24 protein-coding genes are annotated in these 18817 nt (G+C 56.9%); 18 read left to right on the forward strand and 6 right to left on the reverse strand.

What is annotated here, in order from left to right; all coding sequences use genetic code 11:
• Positions 1–201 precede the first annotated feature (201 nt).
• The 3 genes from QE453_RS24935 to QE453_RS24945 form a co-directional block, all read right to left on the reverse strand.
• The gene (locus QE453_RS24935) at positions 202–492 is read right to left on the reverse strand and encodes a type II toxin-antitoxin system RelE/ParE family toxin (protein ID WP_113327732.1); all 291 of its coding nucleotides are present in this window, start codon (positions 490–492) and stop codon (positions 202–204) included.
• A complete protein-coding gene (locus QE453_RS24940; protein ID WP_045022157.1) occupies positions 489–734 on the reverse strand; it encodes a CopG family ribbon-helix-helix protein in 246 nt (81 codons plus the stop codon). Before QE453_RS24940 ends, QE453_RS24935 begins: the two co-directional genes overlap by 4 nt.
• A 417-nt stretch (positions 735–1151) precedes the next feature.
• Complete coding sequence (locus QE453_RS24945; RefSeq protein WP_113327734.1) at positions 1152–1937, reverse strand: alpha/beta fold hydrolase; 786 nt, start codon at positions 1935–1937, stop codon at positions 1152–1154.
• A 192-nt stretch (positions 1938–2129) separates the two neighbouring features.
• On the opposite strand from QE453_RS24945, the gene QE453_RS24950 reads away from it, so the two are divergent.
• From QE453_RS24950 to QE453_RS24960, 3 genes are all read left to right on the forward strand, one after another.
• Positions 2130–2669 carry a sigma-70 family RNA polymerase sigma factor gene (locus QE453_RS24950; protein ID WP_309778627.1) on the forward strand — a complete coding sequence of 180 codons (540 nt, stop codon included), beginning with the start codon at positions 2130–2132 and terminating at the stop codon, positions 2667–2669.
• Entirely contained in the window at positions 2662–3309 is a 648-nt protein-coding gene (locus QE453_RS24955; protein WP_113327736.1) for an NrsF family protein, read from the forward strand. The genes QE453_RS24950 and QE453_RS24955 overlap by 8 nt, the downstream gene beginning before the upstream one ends.
• 190 nt (positions 3310–3499) lie before the next feature.
• Entirely contained in the window at positions 3500–4486 is a 987-nt protein-coding gene (locus tag QE453_RS24960; protein WP_309778631.1) for an alpha/beta hydrolase, read from the forward strand.
• A 45-nt stretch (positions 4487–4531) separates the two neighbouring features.
• Here the strand turns inward: QE453_RS24960 and QE453_RS24965 are convergent, their stop codons facing one another.
• A complete protein-coding gene (locus QE453_RS24965) occupies positions 4532–5341 on the reverse strand; it encodes an SDR family NAD(P)-dependent oxidoreductase (RefSeq protein ID WP_131607254.1) in 810 nt (269 codons plus the stop codon).
• A gap of 46 nt (positions 5342–5387) precedes the next feature.
• On the opposite strand from QE453_RS24965, the gene QE453_RS24970 reads away from it, so the two are divergent.
• The 5 genes from QE453_RS24970 to QE453_RS24990 all read left to right on the forward strand — a co-directional run bounded on the left by QE453_RS24970 (position 5388) and on the right by QE453_RS24990 (position 9740).
• The gene (locus QE453_RS24970; protein WP_092937872.1) at positions 5388–5768 is read left to right on the forward strand and encodes a helix-turn-helix domain-containing protein; all 381 of its coding nucleotides are present in this window, start codon (positions 5388–5390) and stop codon (positions 5766–5768) included.
• A 158-nt stretch (positions 5769–5926) separates the two neighbouring features.
• Positions 5927–6460: a TetR/AcrR family transcriptional regulator gene (locus tag QE453_RS24975; protein ID WP_309778720.1), complete on the forward strand. Its 534-nt coding sequence runs from the start codon at positions 5927–5929 to the stop codon at positions 6458–6460.
• Positions 6461–6540: 80 nt separating this feature from the next.
• Positions 6541–7959 (forward strand): MFS transporter, encoded by a 1419-nt coding sequence (locus tag QE453_RS24980; protein ID WP_309778634.1) that lies wholly within the window; start codon positions 6541–6543, stop codon positions 7957–7959.
• Between the two features lie 77 nt (positions 7960–8036).
• Complete coding sequence (locus tag QE453_RS24985; protein WP_309778636.1) at positions 8037–8792, forward strand: SDR family oxidoreductase; 756 nt, start codon at positions 8037–8039, stop codon at positions 8790–8792.
• A 258-nt stretch (positions 8793–9050) separates the two neighbouring features.
• The gene (locus QE453_RS24990; protein ID WP_309778638.1) at positions 9051–9740 is read left to right on the forward strand and encodes an aspartate/glutamate racemase family protein; all 690 of its coding nucleotides are present in this window, start codon (positions 9051–9053) and stop codon (positions 9738–9740) included.
• 51 nt (positions 9741–9791) lie between these two features.
• On the opposite strand, the gene QE453_RS24995 is transcribed toward QE453_RS24990, so the two are convergent.
• Entirely contained in the window at positions 9792–10718 is a 927-nt protein-coding gene (locus QE453_RS24995) for an AraC family transcriptional regulator N-terminal domain-containing protein (protein ID WP_404977907.1), read from the reverse strand.
• Positions 10719–10796: 78 nt separating this feature from the next.
• On the opposite strand from QE453_RS24995, the gene QE453_RS25000 reads away from it, so the two are divergent.
• The 8 genes from QE453_RS25000 (at position 10797) to QE453_RS25035 (ending at position 16039) form a co-directional block, all read left to right on the forward strand.
• Positions 10797–11624, forward strand: coding sequence for an oxidoreductase (locus tag QE453_RS25000; RefSeq protein ID WP_309778641.1), 828 nt, complete (start codon positions 10797–10799; stop codon positions 11622–11624).
• 55 nt (positions 11625–11679) lie between these two features.
• The gene (locus QE453_RS25005; protein ID WP_309778643.1) at positions 11680–12270 is read left to right on the forward strand and encodes a TetR/AcrR family transcriptional regulator; all 591 of its coding nucleotides are present in this window, start codon (positions 11680–11682) and stop codon (positions 12268–12270) included.
• A gap of 67 nt (positions 12271–12337) precedes the next feature.
• Positions 12338–12964, forward strand: a complete 627-nt coding sequence (locus tag QE453_RS25010; RefSeq protein WP_309778645.1) for a hypothetical protein — start codon at positions 12338–12340, stop codon at positions 12962–12964.
• A gap of 109 nt (positions 12965–13073) precedes the next feature.
• Complete coding sequence (locus QE453_RS25015) at positions 13074–13928, forward strand: cytochrome b/b6 domain-containing protein (protein ID WP_309778646.1); 855 nt, start codon at positions 13074–13076, stop codon at positions 13926–13928.
• On the forward strand, positions 13925–14701 hold the full coding sequence (locus QE453_RS25020) for a molybdopterin-binding protein (RefSeq protein WP_131607241.1): 777 nt from the start codon (positions 13925–13927) through the stop codon (positions 14699–14701). The genes QE453_RS25015 and QE453_RS25020 overlap by 4 nt, the downstream gene beginning before the upstream one ends.
• A gap of 34 nt (positions 14702–14735) precedes the next feature.
• Positions 14736–15065 carry a hypothetical protein gene (locus QE453_RS25025; protein ID WP_131607239.1) on the forward strand — a complete coding sequence of 110 codons (330 nt, stop codon included), beginning with the start codon at positions 14736–14738 and terminating at the stop codon, positions 15063–15065.
• A 51-nt stretch (positions 15066–15116) separates the two neighbouring features.
• A complete protein-coding gene (locus QE453_RS25030) occupies positions 15117–15701 on the forward strand; it encodes a DUF308 domain-containing protein (RefSeq protein WP_131607237.1) in 585 nt (194 codons plus the stop codon).
• Positions 15702–15727: 26 nt separating this feature from the next.
• On the forward strand, positions 15728–16039 hold the full coding sequence (locus QE453_RS25035) for a chorismate mutase (RefSeq protein WP_245417285.1): 312 nt from the start codon (positions 15728–15730) through the stop codon (positions 16037–16039).
• A 67-nt stretch (positions 16040–16106) separates the two neighbouring features.
• Here the strand turns inward: QE453_RS25035 and QE453_RS25040 are convergent, their stop codons facing one another.
• The gene (locus tag QE453_RS25040) at positions 16107–16970 is read right to left on the reverse strand and encodes a LysR family transcriptional regulator (protein WP_309778652.1); all 864 of its coding nucleotides are present in this window, start codon (positions 16968–16970) and stop codon (positions 16107–16109) included.
• Between the two features lie 108 nt (positions 16971–17078).
• Here QE453_RS25040 and QE453_RS25045 point away from each other — a divergent pair, with 108 nt between their 5' ends.
• The gene (locus QE453_RS25045; protein ID WP_131607235.1) at positions 17079–17903 is read left to right on the forward strand and encodes an oxidoreductase; all 825 of its coding nucleotides are present in this window, start codon (positions 17079–17081) and stop codon (positions 17901–17903) included.
• A 45-nt stretch (positions 17904–17948) separates the two neighbouring features.
• A complete protein-coding gene (locus QE453_RS25050; protein WP_309778657.1) occupies positions 17949–18797 on the forward strand; it encodes an alpha/beta hydrolase in 849 nt (282 codons plus the stop codon).
• Positions 18798–18817: the final 20 nt, after the last annotated feature.

Below are 18817 nucleotides of genomic sequence, written 5' to 3' on the forward strand. Positions count from 1 at the left end.
CGTGTTAAAAAGTCGGATTACAAGGTGTGGCCGCATTTGCCCCCGCTTTGGGAAAGGGAGAACCATAGCCCAAATACACGACCACGACTCTCCGACACGACATCTTACGCTTCACCCTCAATTGTGCGGTCAAAGGTTCGAATCGTTTCAAGGCGATCGGAGCAGCCGCTGCCGGTGTTGTGTCCAGGCAACGCACTGCCTTTACAGCCTCTTCGGCCAATTCTGAGAGGCATGCATTACGGTAATGATCTCGATGTCTTGGCGAACCCGATAAGGGATGATGTAGGGAATGTCGGACAATACTACTTCGCGCGTGTTGGCGATACGACCGATGCGTCCAGCGGCCGGCATCTCTGCGAGCATATCAACGGAAGCTACGAGTCGGGCAACGACCCGTGCAGCGGCATCTGGGTCGTCTTGTTCGATGTACGCGCCGATTTCGTCAAGTCGCCGCAACGCCCGCACGGTCCAGCGGATGCGCCTCTGTTTCATGATCGAGAAGTCGCCTTGACGTATTTGCCGACCACGCGCGCCACGTCGTCGTCGCTGGCGAATTCGCCGCGGTCCGCTTCGGCAATTCCGGCTTCAATTTCCGCGAGTTGCCATTCTTCGCGCGCCACAAAATCTTCAATGGCCTGTGCTGCCATGTAAGAGCGGGAACGGTCGAGTTTTTGAGCAATCTGGTTCAGGCGGTCGGCCACCTCGTCCGGGACGCGGATCGTGAATGCGGTCATGAAAAGGTCCTCTGTTGTTCACCTTGAATATCCTTGAACCATTTTGGTTCGTCAAGGTTCAACTGATTATTTCCCAAGTCCCTTGTGTTGCCTTGGTTCAGGTTGGCCAATCGATGATCATGCCGCTGATGACTGCCGCCCGCTCAACAGCGTAACCACTGGGCCGTCAGTTCGGCTCCCTTCAAGAGCTAGATTGCTTGAGAGATAAATCTGAACAACCTGGCACACATATATTCATTGCCTAACAGCTCGGAGAAAGAACGACACCCCCAGTCTTGGCTGTCGTCCGCTCTCTACTGCGCTGCTTGCCTCGTTGCCTAGAAACCGTCCGCTTTGCAAAGAGGTCACTGGACGACTAGCGCAGGTTTAGGGGAGGTCACGCAGCGGTGTCTGACTGTCTGAATTTCGCGGATCGGGTTAGGCTTTCTGGCCTGCAGCTTCCAGGATAAGCTCCGCGACCTCGTCCGGGTGCGAGATCAGCGAGAGATGGCTGGCTTTCAATTCGATTGCCTTTGCGTCCATGCGTTTGGCGAGAAAGCGCTGCAGGTCCGGGTTGATCGTGCGGTCCTCGCTCGACACCGCGTAATAGCTGGGCTTGTGGCGCCAAGCGGCTTCGATAACTTTGCCTGAGAGTAGCGCCTTCTGGAACGGATACTGCGTTGCATACAGCACCTTCGCGCGGGCCGTTGGAATGTCGCCGGCGAAGTCCTCGAGGAATGCCTTCTCGCTAAGTCTCCCTTCCTCACCGTCGAAAACGATCCCGGCAGAAGCGGGGGGAGTAGGGAAGGTTTTTGCCAAAGCGCCAAAATCCTCGTTTGCGTCGGGTGCACGGGCGGCGACGTACACGAGAGCCGACACATTAGGATGCATGCCGGCCTGAGTTACAATCATTCCCCCAAATGAGTGCCCTACCAATACTGTTGGCCCATCCTGCCGCGCCAGTACTCGCTCCGCAGCAGCAACCGATTCCGAGAGAGTAGTCAGAGGGTTCTGCACGGATGTGATGTTCAAGCCCTCGGGCTGCAGCCTCGATATCACTTCGCTCCAGCAGGAACCATCTGCGAATAGCCCATGGACGAAGACAACGTTACGGGCCTTTTCTGGGTGGCCGGCCGCCGATGCGGCCATGCCTTTGGTTGAAAGCATTGATGCTGCCGCGCCGGCAAGCATAGCAGTGGAAAATGTGCGCCTGTTCATGATCATTCCGGACTTCCTTTCATCGTAAAGCACATGCTTCGGAGGAGTCTTTCGTTGGGAATTCCGCAATCTTACATCGTCACGACTATGTGATCGGCGCGTAAATTCGAATAAATTCGCGATAGGTCGTAACAATGGGTTTCGTCCAACCGAAAGCATGGGTGCATGGACACACGGGAAGACAGATGGGCGAAAGCGATGCGCGCGGAACGCACTGGAGATAGCGCTGCCTACGAGGCGTTTCTCAGGGCTTTCGCCGCTTCGGTGCGGCGGATCGTCGAGGCGCATTTGCGATATATGGGTTTCAGTCTTTACGAGGCAGAGGATGTCGTCCAGGAAGTGCTCATAGCAGTGCATACCCGTCGCCACCAATGGGATACGAAGCGGTCTCCGCTTCCCTGGCTGAACGCAATCACGCGCTACAAGATCATTGACGCCAGCCGGCGCTTGGGCCGAGACACACGCGCGCGCGTCGATTTGACCGAGGAGCAGTGGGCCGGCTTGTTCTCATTCGAGGTGTTCGATCCTGAACGCAATCCGGCAGATGTCGAAAAACTAATCTCCGCCTTGCCCCCTGGCGAACAGGCAGCTGTCCGAGCCATCGGGCTTGAGGGTGCCTCTACCAAAGAGGCCGCTGCGCGAATCGGTTCCACCGAGGGAGCGGTGCGCGTCGCTTTCCATCGCTCGTTGAAGAAACTGATGGCGGCAACACAGAGAAGAGGCCCCGGGCATGAATGACAATCGACAACCAACGGACGATCTTATTCGAGGGCTTGCAGCGCAAGCTGGTAAAGGCGCGTCACTTTCGCTCCGTCTCTCGATCGTCCTACCTGTCGCGCTGGTCTTTTCGATCCTGGCAGCGACTGGTGTCGTTGTGATGATCGCCGGACCTCGCTCCGACCTCATGCAGATACTCCCGACATGGACGTTCCTGTTCAAGGTCATCGGCATGGTTCTTGTAGCTGCCGGCGGGTTTCATCTTGTTTGGACAGTGGTCCAGCCGAGCCAGGTGCCTCGCACGGTTATCTTTCTTGCTCCGGCACTGGCCTTCCTGCTTACCGGAGCTCTGTTCGATCGGAGCGGCTTTCCCTTGCTTGGGGTTCACACCTACTCGGTGCTAAATTGTGCGGGTACTATCATCATGGCTTCCATCCCGGCGCTCGCCGCTATTCTTTCTGCGATGCGGGCCGGAACGCCCACGCGGCTCAGCCAGGCAGGCGCTATTGCAGGTTTCCTTGCAGGTTCCGTTGGTGGTCTCGCCTATACCATCGCCTGCCTCAACGATGGCGCTGCCTTTGTGGCGGTATGGTATTCGATCGCCATTGCATGTGTAGCGGCACTGGGAGCGTCAATCGGGCCCAAACTGTTGAGGTGGTAGCAAAATCAGTTTGGTAATAGGCTATTCTCCCTTCAAAGCAATGGGATACAGTCAGTCATCTGGCTGCGGACCCAAGTGCCAATCTGAAGCGATCTCATGTCTCGGGCAGAACATCTAAAATCGACAGGCCAGACCGGCGCCCGGGTTCGAGAAAAAGTCATCGTCGCTTCGTTCCATTACAGAGCAAGAAATGAGCAATTCCTCACGCAGTGCAGCCGTCCCTTCACGGATGATTCAGGCCCCACAGTCCATCAGCGTCGAAGCACAAGCGGCACTGTCGCGCCTGGTCGACAAGGACGGCAGCCCTATGAATGCGCGGTTCGAAATGCCGTCCCCAGAGGATTTTTCAGGCTGGATGATGATGAAAGCCGCAGTAGATGCGCATTACGCCGCCGCGGCCAAAGATCTTGCCGGGAGTTTGCAGTCCACAGTCAAGACAATTGTAGTCGAACAAGCAACGATCCATGTCGCGACGCCGCACGGAGCATTTCATGAGCGTGGCGCACTCATCGACCTGCATGGCGGCGCATTGGTGTTCGGAGGCGGTGAGGCCTGTCGCGTCAGTGCGCGACGCCAAGCTCACCAGCACGCCGTGCGATGCTACGGTGTCGATTACCGGATGCCGCCTGAGCATCCCTATCCGGCCGCTCTTGATGACTGCTTAGCCACGTACCGTCATGTCTCGAGAGGTCACTCCCCCGACAAGGTAATCATCCTGGGGAGATCGGCAGGCGGCAATCTCGCGACTGCCATGCTGCTGCGGGCAAGAGATGAAGGCATGCCAATGCCTGGCAGATTAGTCTTGCTCTCGCCACAGGTTGACCTCACCGAATCCGGTGACAGCTTCCAGACCAACCAGATGATTGATCTCGTTCTGCCCCGCCCGCTACGATCAAACAACCTGCTCTACGCCGGTGGTGCCGATCTCTCCAATCCCTATCTATCGCCGCTCTTCGGCGATTTGGCGGGCTTTCCGCCGACATTCCTGCAGACCGGCACGCGTGACCTGTTCCTGTCAAACACGGTGAGGATGCATCGAGCCTTGCGAAAAGCTGGCGTGGAAACCGAATTGCACGTCTTCGAAGCTATGCCCCATGGTGGCTTCATGGGTGGGACGCCGGAAGACCAGGAACTCGAAGCGGAGATCCACCGGTTCGTCATGGCAAACTGGAACTGAGGCGGGGAACTTAGACAGGTTTGGCGCAGCTTCTCTGTTGTCCTGCTACATCCCTGGCCACATTCCTCCGTCAAGTCGGAGGTTTGCTCCTGTGATATAGCCAGCACGGGGGCTCGAGAGAAACGCAATCGCATCTGCAATCTCCTCGAGGGTTCCGACCCTTCCAACGGGCACCTGAGCAAACATTGGCAGGATTTCTCTCTCTATGTCGTCCCAGGGGGCGTCAATGGCCATCCCCCTCTCAATGGCTTTCTTACGGAATGCGGTATCCAAACTGATGCTATGCACCGTTCCAGGCGAAACGGTGTTTGCGGTGATGCCGTATGCAGCAACGTCTTTTGCGAGCGACGCCGTCATCGCGATCATGGCCGCCTTGGCGGCGGAGTAGTCCGGTCGACTTGCGGGCGGCATCAGGGCCGCCAGGCTTGAGATGTTTATGATCCGACCCCACCGCGATGCTTTCATTGCGGGCAGAACTAGCGAGATGATCCTCACAGATGCGAGCACGTTCATGTCATAGACAGCGGCCCACGTTTCAGGGTTTGTCGAAGTCCAATCCTCTGCCGGGGCAGATCCGCCGGCATTATTGACCAGGATGTCGATCGACCCTGCTGCGGCCTTGGAATCCCTAACAAGACGATCGACCTGATCCGACACTGTCAGGTCGCCGAATACCGCGAATGCCCGACCTCCAGAGGATATGATGTCATGCGCGACGTCCTCTGTTTTCATTCTGTCGCGACCGTGGACAAGAACGGTTGCCCCTTCCTTCGCGAGGCCTCTGGCCACACCCTCGCCAATCCCCTTGCTGCTTCCCGTGACCAGCGCAACCTTGTTTTGGAGTTGTAAGTCCATGATATTTGATCCGTCTTACCGTCTCCAGCAGATATGAGGTTCGTCGATGAAGCAGGCAATTACGCACTTTATAGTGCCTGTCGAGGACAGGGCGACGTGCCTCGGAGCCGACGGTTCTGTCTCTCATGTCAGCAGGGTGCTTCGGATGATCACAGGACGTTGGAAACTGCCGATCCTTTTCCGATTGTTCGCCGAACCATCATTGCGGGCATCGCAGTTCATGAGAGACATACCTGGGATATCCCAGAAGATGCTAACGCAACATCTCAGGGAGCTGGAAATTGACGGCCTCATAATCCGGCACGACTTTCAAGAGCAGCCTCCTCGTGTCGAATACTCGCTGAGTTCGGCAGGCCGCGGGCTTATGCCGATTTTGATGGCCGTCAGGGAATTCTCTCGGGACTATCCCGTCGATCGACGTCGCTAACTAAGTTGGGCACCGACGCTTGGCGCATCATCCCGAAAATATCGCTTGTATTGTGGACCGAATGGTTCCATATATTTGCCATGGTCAAGCGCAATCAAATATCCGCGTCCGTCGGTCGCCCTCGAGAATTCGAACTCGATGAAGTAGTTCGAAAAGCAATGCACGTATTTTGGAATCGTGGATATCACGATGCATCCCTTCCCGACTTGCTTGAGGGCATGGAACTTTCCAGAGGCAGCTTTTATAAGGCTTTCGTCGACAAGAGAGGCATCTATCTGCGCGCCCTCGACGCTTACATCGAGGACGCGGTTCGCTCGGTCGGTGAAACGCTGTATTCCAATCCGTCGCCCAAAGCAGCAATTCGAGACGCTTTCTCGCAACAAGTGGATCAAGCATCCGGACCGGAAGGTTTGCGTGGCTGCTTTGTCGTCTTTGCAGCCGTCGAAATGCTTCCAGAGGATAAAGAGGTCGCACCACGTATTTCCCGGCTGTTCAGACGTCTGCAAGATCTTTATGCGGCGGCGATCATAAGAGCCCAGGCCGTGGGCGAAATCGATCCAGGGCTGGATGAACGAACGCTCGCCAGGTTCCTCGTGTGTCAGATCCAAGGTATGCGGGTCCTGGCCAAGGCAGGAGCGGATCGCGCTGAGACGAGGGCCATGGTCGAACTGGCGCTGAAGGCACTTGGCTGACCCAAAATTGGAACCAAATAGTTCCAAATCATTGCCATTGCAAACCGTCGATCGATTTTTTGGTCGATGTGGAGAGACTTATGAGAGACACCAGCAATCCCAATAACAAACTCGATCCACGTCGATGGATGGCACTGGTCATCCTTTTGACCGGTGCCTTTTTGCCACCGCTCGACTTCTTCATCGTCAACGTGGCGCTGCCCTCGATCCGGGAGGATTTCGGGGCCTCTGCGTCGACGATGCAGCTGATTATCTCCGGTTACGCCACCACCTATGCTGTGATGCTGATCACTGGGGGCAGGCTTGGAGATCTCTATGGTCGACGAAATGTCTTTCTGGCTGGAATGGTCGGTTTTGCAGCCGCATCTGCCTTATGCGGGTTTGCCTGGTCTCCAGCCGCGCTGATCGTCGGCCGTATCCTTCAGGGGTTTGCAGCGGCAATTATGGCACCGCAAGCCTTAGCTTCCATCAATGCAATTTTCCCAGACCACGAAAAATCAAAAGCCCTCAGCTTTTATGCCCTGACATTCGGGGTGGCATCGATGGTTGGTCTGTTTCTCGGTGGTGCGTTGATTGCGCTTGATATCCTTGGTCTTGGATGGAGAGCCATCTTCCTCATCAACCTGCCGGTTATCGCGGTCGCTGCGCCGTGCGCCTTCATCATGTTGCGGGAAACCCGATCTGAGCGCCCAAGCAAATTGGACCTTGGCGGAGCATTGTTGATCGCGATTGCGCTATCTGCGCTGATTGCGCCGCTGATCGAGGGGCGGGAGCAGGGGTGGCCGATCTGGCTAATCCTGATGCTTGTCATGTCCCTCCCGTTTTTCCTCCTGTTCTGGCGGCATGAGAAACACCTGGAGTCGACGGGGAGAGATCCGATTCTTGTACCTAGCCTGCTGCAAAACCGTGGACTAATGCGCGGGCTGCTGGCTGCATTGTTCTTCTACTCGCTTGCGGCCTTCTGGCTGATATTCTCGGTCTATCAGCAGGGTGGCCTTGGTCTGACGCCTTTCGAGGCCGGGCTGGCGATCCTTCCTGCGGCCGTCGGCTTCGTCCTTGGTCCGTTCGCAAGTGAGCGCATCCTCCGCGTCTTCGGAAGATTTTCCGCCGGCGCCGGCATGGTGCTGCAAGCTGCAGGGTTGTTTGGAACGGCGGCCTTGATTTCGAATGGCCTTCCACAATTCCTTTTTGCTGCGCTTTTTCTTATCGGTGCGGGGCAGGGGATCGCCCTTCCAAACCTGGTGAAGAGCATCGTGCAAAGGGTGGACCGGGCGCAGTCAGGATTGGCCTCTGGTCTGGTCAATTCGATGTTTCAGATTGGCGGTGCGTTGGCAGCCGCGATCGTTGGCGGGTTGTTCTTCTCGATCTTGGGGCCGGCCACAGACGTTCAATCCATTGGCCGAGCATACAGCGTTGCAGCCGTTGCAATTGCCATTTGTCTTCTCATCGCGGGATGGCTTTCCGTCAGCCTTACATCGACCCAACCGTTGCGTCGATGAGCGGCGCATCATCAGCCGATCGCGCGGAAACGGCGTGAAACTCCCGAGCAAAACAGAGACATACAGAGGTACTCTCCATGAACAACATCTCCACACTACCTCTTTCCGGCAAGCGCGCGCTGGTCACCGGTGCGGCACGCGGTATCGGTGCGGCAATTGCGCTAAAACTGGCCGAGGATGGTGCCGACGTTGCGATCACCTATGAGAAGTCGGTCGAGAAAGCGGAAGCTCTCGTTGCCAAGATCCGCGCCATGGGTCGAAATGCGATCGCCATCCATGCCGATGCCGCGAGCAAAGCAGCCGCGATGGCTACCGTCGAACAAACTGTCGCTGAGCTCGGCGGCCTTGATATTCTGGTCAATAATGCCGGTGTCCTTTTCGCAGGTGATTTCTCCACGCAGCCACTGGAGGAGATTGATCTTCAGCTGAACGTCAATGTTCGCGGTGTCTTTCTGATCACTCAGGCAGCGCTGAAATATATTCCCAACGGAGGTCGCATCATCAGTACCGGCAGCAACGCGGGTCTGGCTGTGCCGTTCGCGGGGATCACGGTCTATGCCGCGACCAAGTCTGCCCTGGAGAGCTTCACGCGCGGTCTCGCACGTGAGCTGGGCTCTCGGGAAATTACGGTCAATCTGGTTCGGCCAGGTCCGATTGATACTGACATGAACCCTGCCGATGGCGCACTCGCAGCCACTATCCTGCCAAACCTCTCGATTGCTCGATACGGTAAAACTAGAGAAGTCGCAGAGGCCGTCGCCTTTCTCGCGGGGCCCGGTGCAGCCTACATTACAGGCTCAGGCATTCTCGTCGATGGCGGCATCAGTGCCTGAGCATTGGCACGAGGCGGTGCTGGCCGCTCCACCTGCAGGTAGTAACGCGGAATTTTTGGGCGCGCATGGGCCGCGGCGTTTCCTCCGCTGCACTACACGCGTAAATTTGAAGGAGCGGGTGGGGCCATAATTCGGGAATCTCACTCAGTTCGTGGTTCCCTGACGTTGCAACCGCCTCGGAGGTAGCGAATATGGCAGGCCTGTTTTCTGCTTAAGCGTCCGTTTAGCGGGAGCTAACCTATGAACATGGAGCAACACTTGAAGACCATCGGCATACTTGGCGGGATGTCCGCGACATCAACCCAGATTTATTACCGAGAGCTTTGCAGGCTGACCCGCGAGAGGCTGGGGGGACTTCACTCTCCAGAGCTTCTTATACGGTCTGTCGACTTTGATGAAATCGAAAAGTTGCAGGCATCCTCCGATTGGGACGCGGCGGGCCGCATCCTCAATGATCATGCTATCGCGCTGCAGCGCGGAGGTGCCGACCTCCTCATCCTGGCGACGAATACCATGCACAAGGTGGCCGACAAGATCGTGGGCGGGGTCTCGATGCCGTTCGTGCACATCGCGGACGCAACTGCAACGGCTATCCTCGACCGCGGTTTCCGGAGACCGGGTTTGATGGCAACCGCCTTCACCATGGAGCAGACCTTCTATACCGACCGCCTCATAGCTCAGGGGCTGTGGCCAGAGATCCCTGAAGCCGATGATCGAGCAGAAACTCATCGTATTATCTATGACGAGCTGTGCCGTGACATCGTCCGCAAGGAGAGCCGCTTGACCTATGAACGGATTGCACAGCGTCTGGTCGACAAAGGCTGCGACTGTCTTATCCTCGGCTGTACCGAGGTGGGTATGCTGTTGAACCAGGATAACGTAGGCGTTCCTGTCTTCGACACGACCCTCGTTCATTGTAACGCCGCACTTGAAGCGGCTTTACAATGATATGGTGTGTCCTGACGGTCGAGCGATTGTGAAAACGATGAGGCTCAATGATCATACCTGTTCTCCCAGATGATACTGGACCCACTTCGCCTCTTCCGATGCAGTGCGCCCGAAATGCCGTCTGAAATCGCGGCTGAATTGCGCTGGGCTGACATAGCCTACTGAAACAGCCACATCTGCAATGGTCCCGCTTTGGCGGGCGATCATCAGTCTCGCTTCATGGAGCCGCAGCGCTTTCACATATTGCATAGGACTTGAGCCTGTCAGATCCTTGAAATGGACGTGGTAGGAAGGGACACTCATTCCCGCAGCTTTAGCAAGATCCGCGATGGCCATGTCGGCTGCGTAATTCTCCCGTAGCCACATCACGCTCTCGACCAGTTTTCCCGCCGTTCCTTTCTGCTGCAGGGCCGCGATCACTGTGCCGCCTTGCGGACCCGACATGACGCGATAATGCAGTTCACGCAGGATGGAAGCTCCCAGCACTGCAACCTCGACCGGGCTGTCAAGTGTCATCAGCAAGCGCAGCAGGACGTCTTTGAGCCTGCTATCCATTCTGCTTGAGAATAGACCTCTCGGCTTGGCGCTTACAGGACCGGTGAGTCTCTCGACCTGTATGGCGATTTCTGCCGCCACTTGCATATCGAACTCCAGATAGACTGCGAGCAGCGGCCGCTGTGGATTGGCGGTAGACGTCATCCGGAAGGGAACTGGTACCGAAACGGCAAGATAGTGGTCCTCGTCGTAGAGGTACATTTCTCCATCCAGCATGCCGTATTTATTTCCCTGCAAAACGAATACGGCCCCCGGCTTGTAGAGAACCGGAACGTCATTCAGCACCGCTTCCGTACGTAGGATACGGACACAACCGAACGCTGTTTGATTGTACCCCAGATGAGGTGCAAGCCGTTCAGCCAGGACGACAAGCTGGTCATGTGCGGGGGACGGCTCTTCATATGTCATAGGATTTGGCAACATTCTGAGAGGATATGCAATCGAATTGAAGCGCGCTCTAGATTATCTGTCATATGGATGGTTAATCAAGGAGTTTCCGACATGTCACCCAAGACCTTCTTCATCACAGGCGCAAACTCAGGCTTTGGACTGGCCATTGCCACTGCCGCAATCCATGCCGGTCACAAGGTCATCGGGACCGTCCGCTCCGAACCGTCGCGTGACAGGTTGTCAAAGACACTGCCGACACTCCACCCGGTCCTTTGCGATGTCACAGATTTCGGTCGCATTCCGAAGGTGGTTCAGAAGGCGGAGGAAGACCACGGTCCCGTGGATGTGCTGATCAACAATGCCGGATATGGGCACGAGGGTGTGCTTGAGGAATCGCCGTTTGAGGAGATGCGCCGCCAGTTCGACGTGAACGTGTTTGGCGCCGTTGCAGTCGCCAAGGCGTTTCTCCCGAGGTTCCGTGAGCGCCGAAGCGGCTTTATCGTCAACGTGACGTCGATGGGCGGCATGATCACCATGCCCGGCATCGCCTATTACTGCGGCAGCAAGTTCGCCTTGCAGGGTATTTCAGAGGTCATGCGTTCGGAAATGGCGCCGTTCGGTGTTCGTGTGACAACCCTTTGCCCGGGCTCATTTCGGACGGACTGGGCAGGTCGTTCGATGGTCCGTACAGAGCGTTCCATTGCTGACTATGATAGCCTGTTTGATCCGATCCGCGAGGCGCGTCAGGCAGTGAGCGGCAAGCAGCTCGGAGATCCAGAAAAGCTCGCCGCCGCGGTGCTGACCCTCGTCGAATCCGACAACCCTCCACCACAACTTCTCCTTGGTAGCGATGCCTTGAAGAATGTGACGGCACGTATCGAGCGTCTGCAACAGGAAATCGAAGCATGGAAGGGTGTGACCGTCTCCACGGACGGCTGACACAAAACCAACATTTGCTATTGACCATCTGCCTACTAGAAGGTAGATAGACAGCATGAGCAATCTTTCGACAACCTCGGACGACATTCTGGCGTCAACCCGAAACCTTCTGATAAGCGGCGGCTACAATAGCTTCAGCTATGCTGATATCTCGGAGATTGTTGGCATCCGCAAGGCAAGCATCCATCATCATTTTCCGAGCAAGGTCGACTTGGTGCGTGAGCTGGTCAAGCGGTATCGAGAGGATGGCCAGGCAAGCGTGGCAGTCCTTGAGCAGAAGGTTCCGAACGCTCTGGACATCCTCAAGACTTATGCAAACCACTGGGCTGCATGCATTGAGGATGCCAGCAGACCCTATTGTGTCTGTGCTATGCTTGCCAGTGAGCTGCCTTCCCTCCCGACGGAAGTCGCAACGGAGGTGACGAACTTTTTTCGCTTCATCTCCTCATGGCTGACTTCGGTCATGGAACGCGGTTCCAAACACGGCGAACTCAGTCTTACCAGTGCGCCGCATGTTGAAGCCGAAACATTTCTGGCCACCGTATACGGGGCAATGCTTTCGGCGAGAGCCTACGGGAAACCGGAGGTCTTTTCGACGATTCTCGAACCCGCTCTCAATCGTCTCATGCCCACAGTCTCACACTAATCCTGCGTGGCATGGCTACCCGGGCCAATCGCGCCCATCGAAACTACCAACTAGTAGGAAGATAAAAATGAGAAATGTTTTCCCAGCTCTGGCCTTCGGCCTAGCCAGCATCCTTTCCGCAACAGTTGTTTCCGCACCTGCATCTGCCGAAGATAAGAAAGCCGCGCCGATCCATGTACGAGGCAGCATCGTCGACTACGAGGGGTCAACGCTGAAAGTGAAGACCCGCGAAGGTGAGACAGTCGACGTCGTCCTTGCCAAAGACTGGAAGGTCGCTGGCGTTGCCAACGCAAAGGTCACCGATATCAAGCCGGGCAATTTCGTGGGCATCGCTTCCTTGCCAAAGGGCGATGGCGGCGATGGAGCGCTTGAGGTCCTAATTTTCCCGCCGGAAATGAAAGGCACAGGCGAGGGGAGCTATGGTTGGGATTTGAAGCCTGACAGCAGCATGACCAATGCGACGGTCGCCGATGCCGTAACGGGTGTAGATGGCCGGACCGTCACCGTCACCTATCATGGCAAGGAAAAGAAGATCGCCATTCCGGATGGGACACCTGTCGTCACCATCGCTGGAGCCACCAAGGATGATCTCGTCCCCGGCGCCGTAGTCTTCATCACCGCTGAAAAGGCTGCAACCGGCCCCATCGCCCATCAGGTGGTCGTCGGCAAGAATGGCGTGGTTCCCCCCATGTGAAGACCCCGCCGTCACTGGCCGGAGCAGCCGCCATACTGCTTCGGCCGGCGACTACAGATCGACGCTGCTTGGTCTGTCGCCGCTAAATGCACCGATGAAAGACGTTGAGATGAGCGTAGACCCTTCCAATGACAATGTTCTATATCCCCGGACGATCTCTATTCGCCGCCACTCTGTCGTGACCCGGCTCACGCACTGGCTGAACGTGCTCTGCCTGAGTTTCCTTCTTTTGAGCGGACTGCAGATCTTCAACGCCCACCCCGAACTATACTGGGGACATTATGGCGCCGACGGCGATCCTGCCGTCTTGACGATTGGGGCCGATGACAAAGGCGGCGAACCACTCGGTTTTGTTCGCATTGCAGGCCTGGAACTACCTACCACGGGTGTCCTCGGCGTGTCGAATGTCGATGGCGGACAAGTCTCACGCGCTTTTCCCTCCTGGGCAACCATCCCTTCATTCCAGGATCTTGCAGCCGGACGTCGCTGGCATTTCTTCTTCGCCTGGCTGTTTGCGATCAACGGCATTGTCTATCTCGGCTTCAGCGTGCTGAGCGGACATTTCCGCAAGGACCTTGCGCCAAAGCCCCATGAGCTTTCGCCAAGCCACCTCGGTCGCGAAGTCCTCGATCATGCTCGGCTGCGCTTTCCGAAAGGGGAGGAGGCCAAACACTATAATTCGCTTCAAAAGCTCACCTATCTGGCCGTCATTGTCGTCCTGCTGCCTCTGATGGTTTTGACCGGCCTGACCATGTCGCCGGGCGTCGATGCCGCTCTGCCGTCCCTTGTTGATATTTTCGGCGGACGCCAGTCCGCGCGCACGATCCATTTCATCACTGCGTCGGCGCTTGTGATCTTCGTTATCGTGCATGTGGCAATGGTGATCCTTTCCGGGCCCTGGAACAATATCCGCTCGATGATCACCGGACGCTATGCGATCCAGGAAAAAGGCCCGAAATCATGAGCAAGCTCTTTACTCGACGCCGCTTTTTGATTGGTGGCACTCTTGGCGCTAGCGCCTTGACCCTTTCCGGATGTGACCTGCTCGACCAAAACGCGAACGTCGCCAATGTTCTCCGTTCGGCCGAGGACCTAACGATGAAGGCGCAGAGACTGCTTCAGGGGCGTGATGCCCTGGCGCGTGAGTTTGATGAAAAGGATATTTCTCCGTCGTTTCGCGTAAATGGAACGAGTGCTCCCGACGGCGACGAATATGTTGAATTGGCTGAAGGTAATTTTTCCGCTTGGCGATTAAAAATTGACGGCCTTGTTGAGCGGCCGCGAGAGTTTTCGCTCGCAGATCTAAAGGCGCTCCCGGCGCGCACGCAGATCACCCGCCATGACTGTGTCGAGGGATGGAGCGCCATCGGCAAATGGACTGGCGTTCCTCTCGCCAGTCTGCTGCAGCTGACTGGGCTGAAGCCGACGGCGCGTTATGTCGTGCTACATTGTGCCGACGAACTCGAAAAGACACTCGATGGAAGCGGCCGTTACTACGAGAGCATCGATCTTGTCGATGCGTTTCACCCGCAAACCATCCTAGCCTACCAGATGAACGGCCAGGACCTGAGCGTCGGCCACGGCGCGCCGTTGCGTCTCAGGGTTGAGCGACAGCTCGGCTACAAACAGGCGAAATACATCATGCGTATCGAACTGGTGGATAGTTTCTCCGGCCTGTGGGGCGGGAACGGCGGCTATTGGGAAGACCGCGGGTACGAATGGTACGCCGGCATCTGAGGCAGTCAAACAGCAAACCACAGGATCAAAGCTCATGAGCAGACGCCCAGTTCAAAAAGTAATGGCCATCTCAGCGATCGCTTCTTCGCCACCGGTTGAGATCGGCCAAACCAACTCGATCCTCTCTGACCCCGACGGCCGATGGGTCGCAAAGCGGCAGGGGGAGATCAACGAGGCATTCGAGAGGCGCATGCGCTTGGAGAGCGATCACGGCACTGATTTAGTGACGCCGTGGCAGGACGGCGCACAGAACGTCGAGCTCCCAGAGAAGCCAGCTGGGAAACTCTCCGGCGAAAGCGATCGGATCGGCCGTACTGAATGGGACGAGAACACCCTCTTCGGCAAACATGTCGTCTTCATCTGACGACGCTAGCGCGAACCATCAATCAACCAGTTCACAAAGTGGAAGAAAACAATGTCGAACAACCAGACCTCCCGTGCCCCGCGCGGCAACGACCAGTGGCTCAAGCAGTATTACTTTACCAGAGCGGCCTTCTCAGTGCTGTGGGTCGCGGCTGCGTTGACTGCCGGACGGCATTCCTTTGCGGTGGCTGCCGCACTGCTAATCATCTATCCCGCTTGGGATGCAATCGCGAACGTTATCGATGCCGCAAGGAGCGGTGGTCTTGCCGCCAACCGGAGCCAAGCGATCAACGTCGCAGCGAGCTCGGTTATGACGATAGCCGTGATCCTGGCGTTGACAATGAACATGAACTGGGTTCTCGGCGCCTTCGGTCTATGGGCTATCTTCTCAGGGCTGTTGCAGCTTGGAACTGCTGTGCGGCGCCGAAAAACGAGTGGAGGTCAGTGGGCGATGATTTTGAGCGGAGGCCAATCCTCTGTGGCCGGTGCTCTCTTCATCTTTCAGGCGCAAATGCCTCAGGAGCCTTCTATCGCCACGGTTGCGGGCTACGCTGGCGTCGGAGCATTCTACTTCCTGGTTTCGGCAATTTGGCTGACGATCGCCCTGTCGCGTCGCAGTATGCATCCCATCTCATAAGCTCTACCTCGCGCCTATGAAACGACTTGGAAGATATTCAAATGATGACAGATGATGTGGCACAGCAACTCGCTTCCTACCGGAGGACCATCGACAATTTGGATTCAGCTCTCCTCTATATTCTGGCCGAACGCTTTCGCTGTACCGAGCATGTCGGCCACTTGAAAGCCGAACAGGCGTTGCCGGCGATCGATAATGAGCGAGAGCGACGCCAATTGGATCGAGTGATGAGTATCGCCAATGAGGTGGGCCTCAGTCGGCACTTCGTCGAAGGGCTGATGACAATGATCGTGGGCGCTGTGGTGGAGCGGCACAGGGAGATTGCGGCCAGCAAGTAAGTTGTCTGTCGCGGCTGTCCTACCGCGGCCGTGGATCGGCGGGGAAAATCGATCTTCTTCGCGCGGCTTACCATGCAGGGGCATTTGTGATGTGGTCCGAGACGGTCGAGATAAACGCCCGAAGACGCTGAAGACGTCGCAGGTCCCGATGATATCCCATCCAGATGTCTCGCGCGGGCGGGGGCTTGGGTAGGTCAAGTCTGCGGATACCCGGGATTTGGTTGCCCACTGCGCGGGGCAGGACTGCGATCCCAACACACTGCCTGCACATTCGCCCCTGGACGTTTCGGTTGTTTGATCGCAGCACGGGTCGCGCGTTCGGAAAACTCTCGGAGAGCCAGGCTATGTCGGGGAATTGCCCTGTCGAAGTGTCGTGGGTGATCAGACGGAAACCAGTCCCGTCGCCGAATTTAGGGTCGGGCGACTCCTCGGCGATGTAGACGCCGTATTCGAGCCTAAAGAGCCGCCGTTGAATAACATCGGCAGTGTCGAACGGAACGATGCGAAAGGCAACGTCGGCCTCCCTCTGGGCGAGGTTGAACAGGCGAGTGCCGGTCAGGATCTCGACGTCTACATTGGGGTAGGCTTTCGAGAAATCCGCCACGATGGGAGGCAGGACATAAGCCCCGAACCAGTCTGCCGATGAGATGCGCAGATTGCCTTTGAGATTTTGCTCCTGCCCGGCGAGTCGGCGCTCCATTGCAAGCGCGCCTTCTTCCATCTGCTCTGCCAGGGCGATGATCCCATGGCCCTCCTCGGTCAGCACGAGACCGTCCGCGGTCCGCTGGAAGAGCGTATGGCCGATGGCATCCTCAAGGGCACGAAGCCGCCTGCCGACGGTCGGATGGCTTGTATGAAGAGCACGCGCAGCGCCGCCGAGCGTGCCGGACCGCGCAATCGCAAGGAAGATTTTTACGTCACTCCACTCCATGGCCATGCCCTTACAAAAGTGAACAATGAAAATACAAAACTGTCACTTCAAGTACAAATATAAACATCTAGATTCAAGTCATCTTCTGAATACACGCGGAGAAACGTCATGAAAACATGGTTCATCACAGGCTGCTCGAGCGGCTTCGGACAACGTCTCGCACTCGCTGCGGCACAGCGGGGCGATCAGGTTGTCGCGACTGCACGCAACCTCAACTTGATCAAAGAAATGGCTCGGCCATTCGACGGCCGCATGATCGCCTTGCCGCTCGACGTGACGGATGCGGCGGCGGCCAATACCGCGGTCGCAAAGGCCGTCGAGACATTTGGCGGTTTTGATGTGCTGGTGAACAATGCCGGCTACGGACTGTTTGGTGCGCTCGAGGAAGGCACGCCCGAAGAATATCGACCGATGTTCGAGGTGAACGTTTTCGGTCTTATCGAAACCACCAGAGCAGCGCTGCCGACCTTGCGACGTTCGGGCGGAATGATCGTCAATATGTCGTCCGGCGCAGGGATCGCGGGCAGCGGCGGGGCAGCATACTACAATGCAGCCAAGTTTGCGGTTGAAGGGGTTTCCGAGGCGCTCGCAGGTGAGCTGAAGCCGTTCGGCGTCCGCGTGCTGATCGTCGAGCCGGGGCCGTTTCGCACTGACTTCCTTGGACGCTCGATAACGATGGCGGCCAAGGAAATGCCGGAATACGCCGCAAGTTCGCGCAGACATTATCGTGAAACCAACAACGGCAATCAAGCAGGCGATCCCGACAAAGCGGTTACAGTGATCCTGCAGGCGGTCGACGCCAATAACGCCCCGCTTCATCTGCCGCTTGGGCCCGTCGCGCATTCAATCGCCGAACGAAAGCTGGCTTCTTTCCGCAGCGATATCGACGCTTGGCGAGACATCTCGGTCGCCACCGATTTCGATCAGGCCTGAGCTGGCGCTAGCTCTGTTTAACATCAACATCGACGGGAAAGAGTTATGATCCCAACACTGGAAGATTTTACCCAGCAACTGGTGCCGGTGAACGGCATCAAGATCAATGCCGTCACGGGCGGCTCTGGCCCCCCGCTCCTTCTGCTTCACGGTTGGCCGGAAACTTGGTGGGAGTGGCACGACGTCATGCCGCTGCTGGCCGAACAGTTCAGCGTGGTGGCGATTGATCTACGCGGCGCAGGCTTTTCCGACTGCCCGCTTGACGGCTACGATAAGGCGACAATGGCGCGCGACGCGCACGAGGTCATGATCGCCCTTGGGCATGAACGCTACGCCGTATGCGGCCATGACATCGGCGGAATGGTGGCGCTTCCGCAGGCCGCTATCTATCGAGATGCCGTTACTCACCTTGCCGTCCTCGATGTTCCGCTTCCTGGCTGGAGTGAGTGGGAGGCTACGACGGCAAAGATCTGGCACTTCGCGTTCCATGCTAATCGGGATCTGCCGGAACGCCTGATTTATGGCCGCGAACATGACTATGTTTCGACCTTCATGGCGGAGCGGTTTTACGATCACAGCACCTTTAATCCTGAAGACATCGACATCTATGCGAAAGCAATGGCACTTCCTGGTCGCACGCGCGGTGGCATGGAATGGTACCGCACACTGACCGCAGACCATGCGGCCGCGCTCGAATACAAAAAACAACCGCTCCGAATTCCGGTTTTAGGTCTCGGCGGGGAGCAGCGTTTTGGTGCTCATATGGTCCCAATGCTCAAGGAGTTCGCCACAGATGTAACGGGCGGCTCGATTGGCCGCTGCAGTCATTATGTCGCGGACGAGCGCCCGGATGAAGTGGCCGCTGCTCTCATCGATTTCCTCAAGGCCAAGTGAACTCTGCGAACCGGGCAAAA

It is taken from the genome of Agrobacterium sp. SORGH_AS_0440, assembly GCF_031453135.1.
Classification (GTDB): domain Bacteria; phylum Pseudomonadota; class Alphaproteobacteria; order Rhizobiales; family Rhizobiaceae; genus Agrobacterium; species Agrobacterium pusense.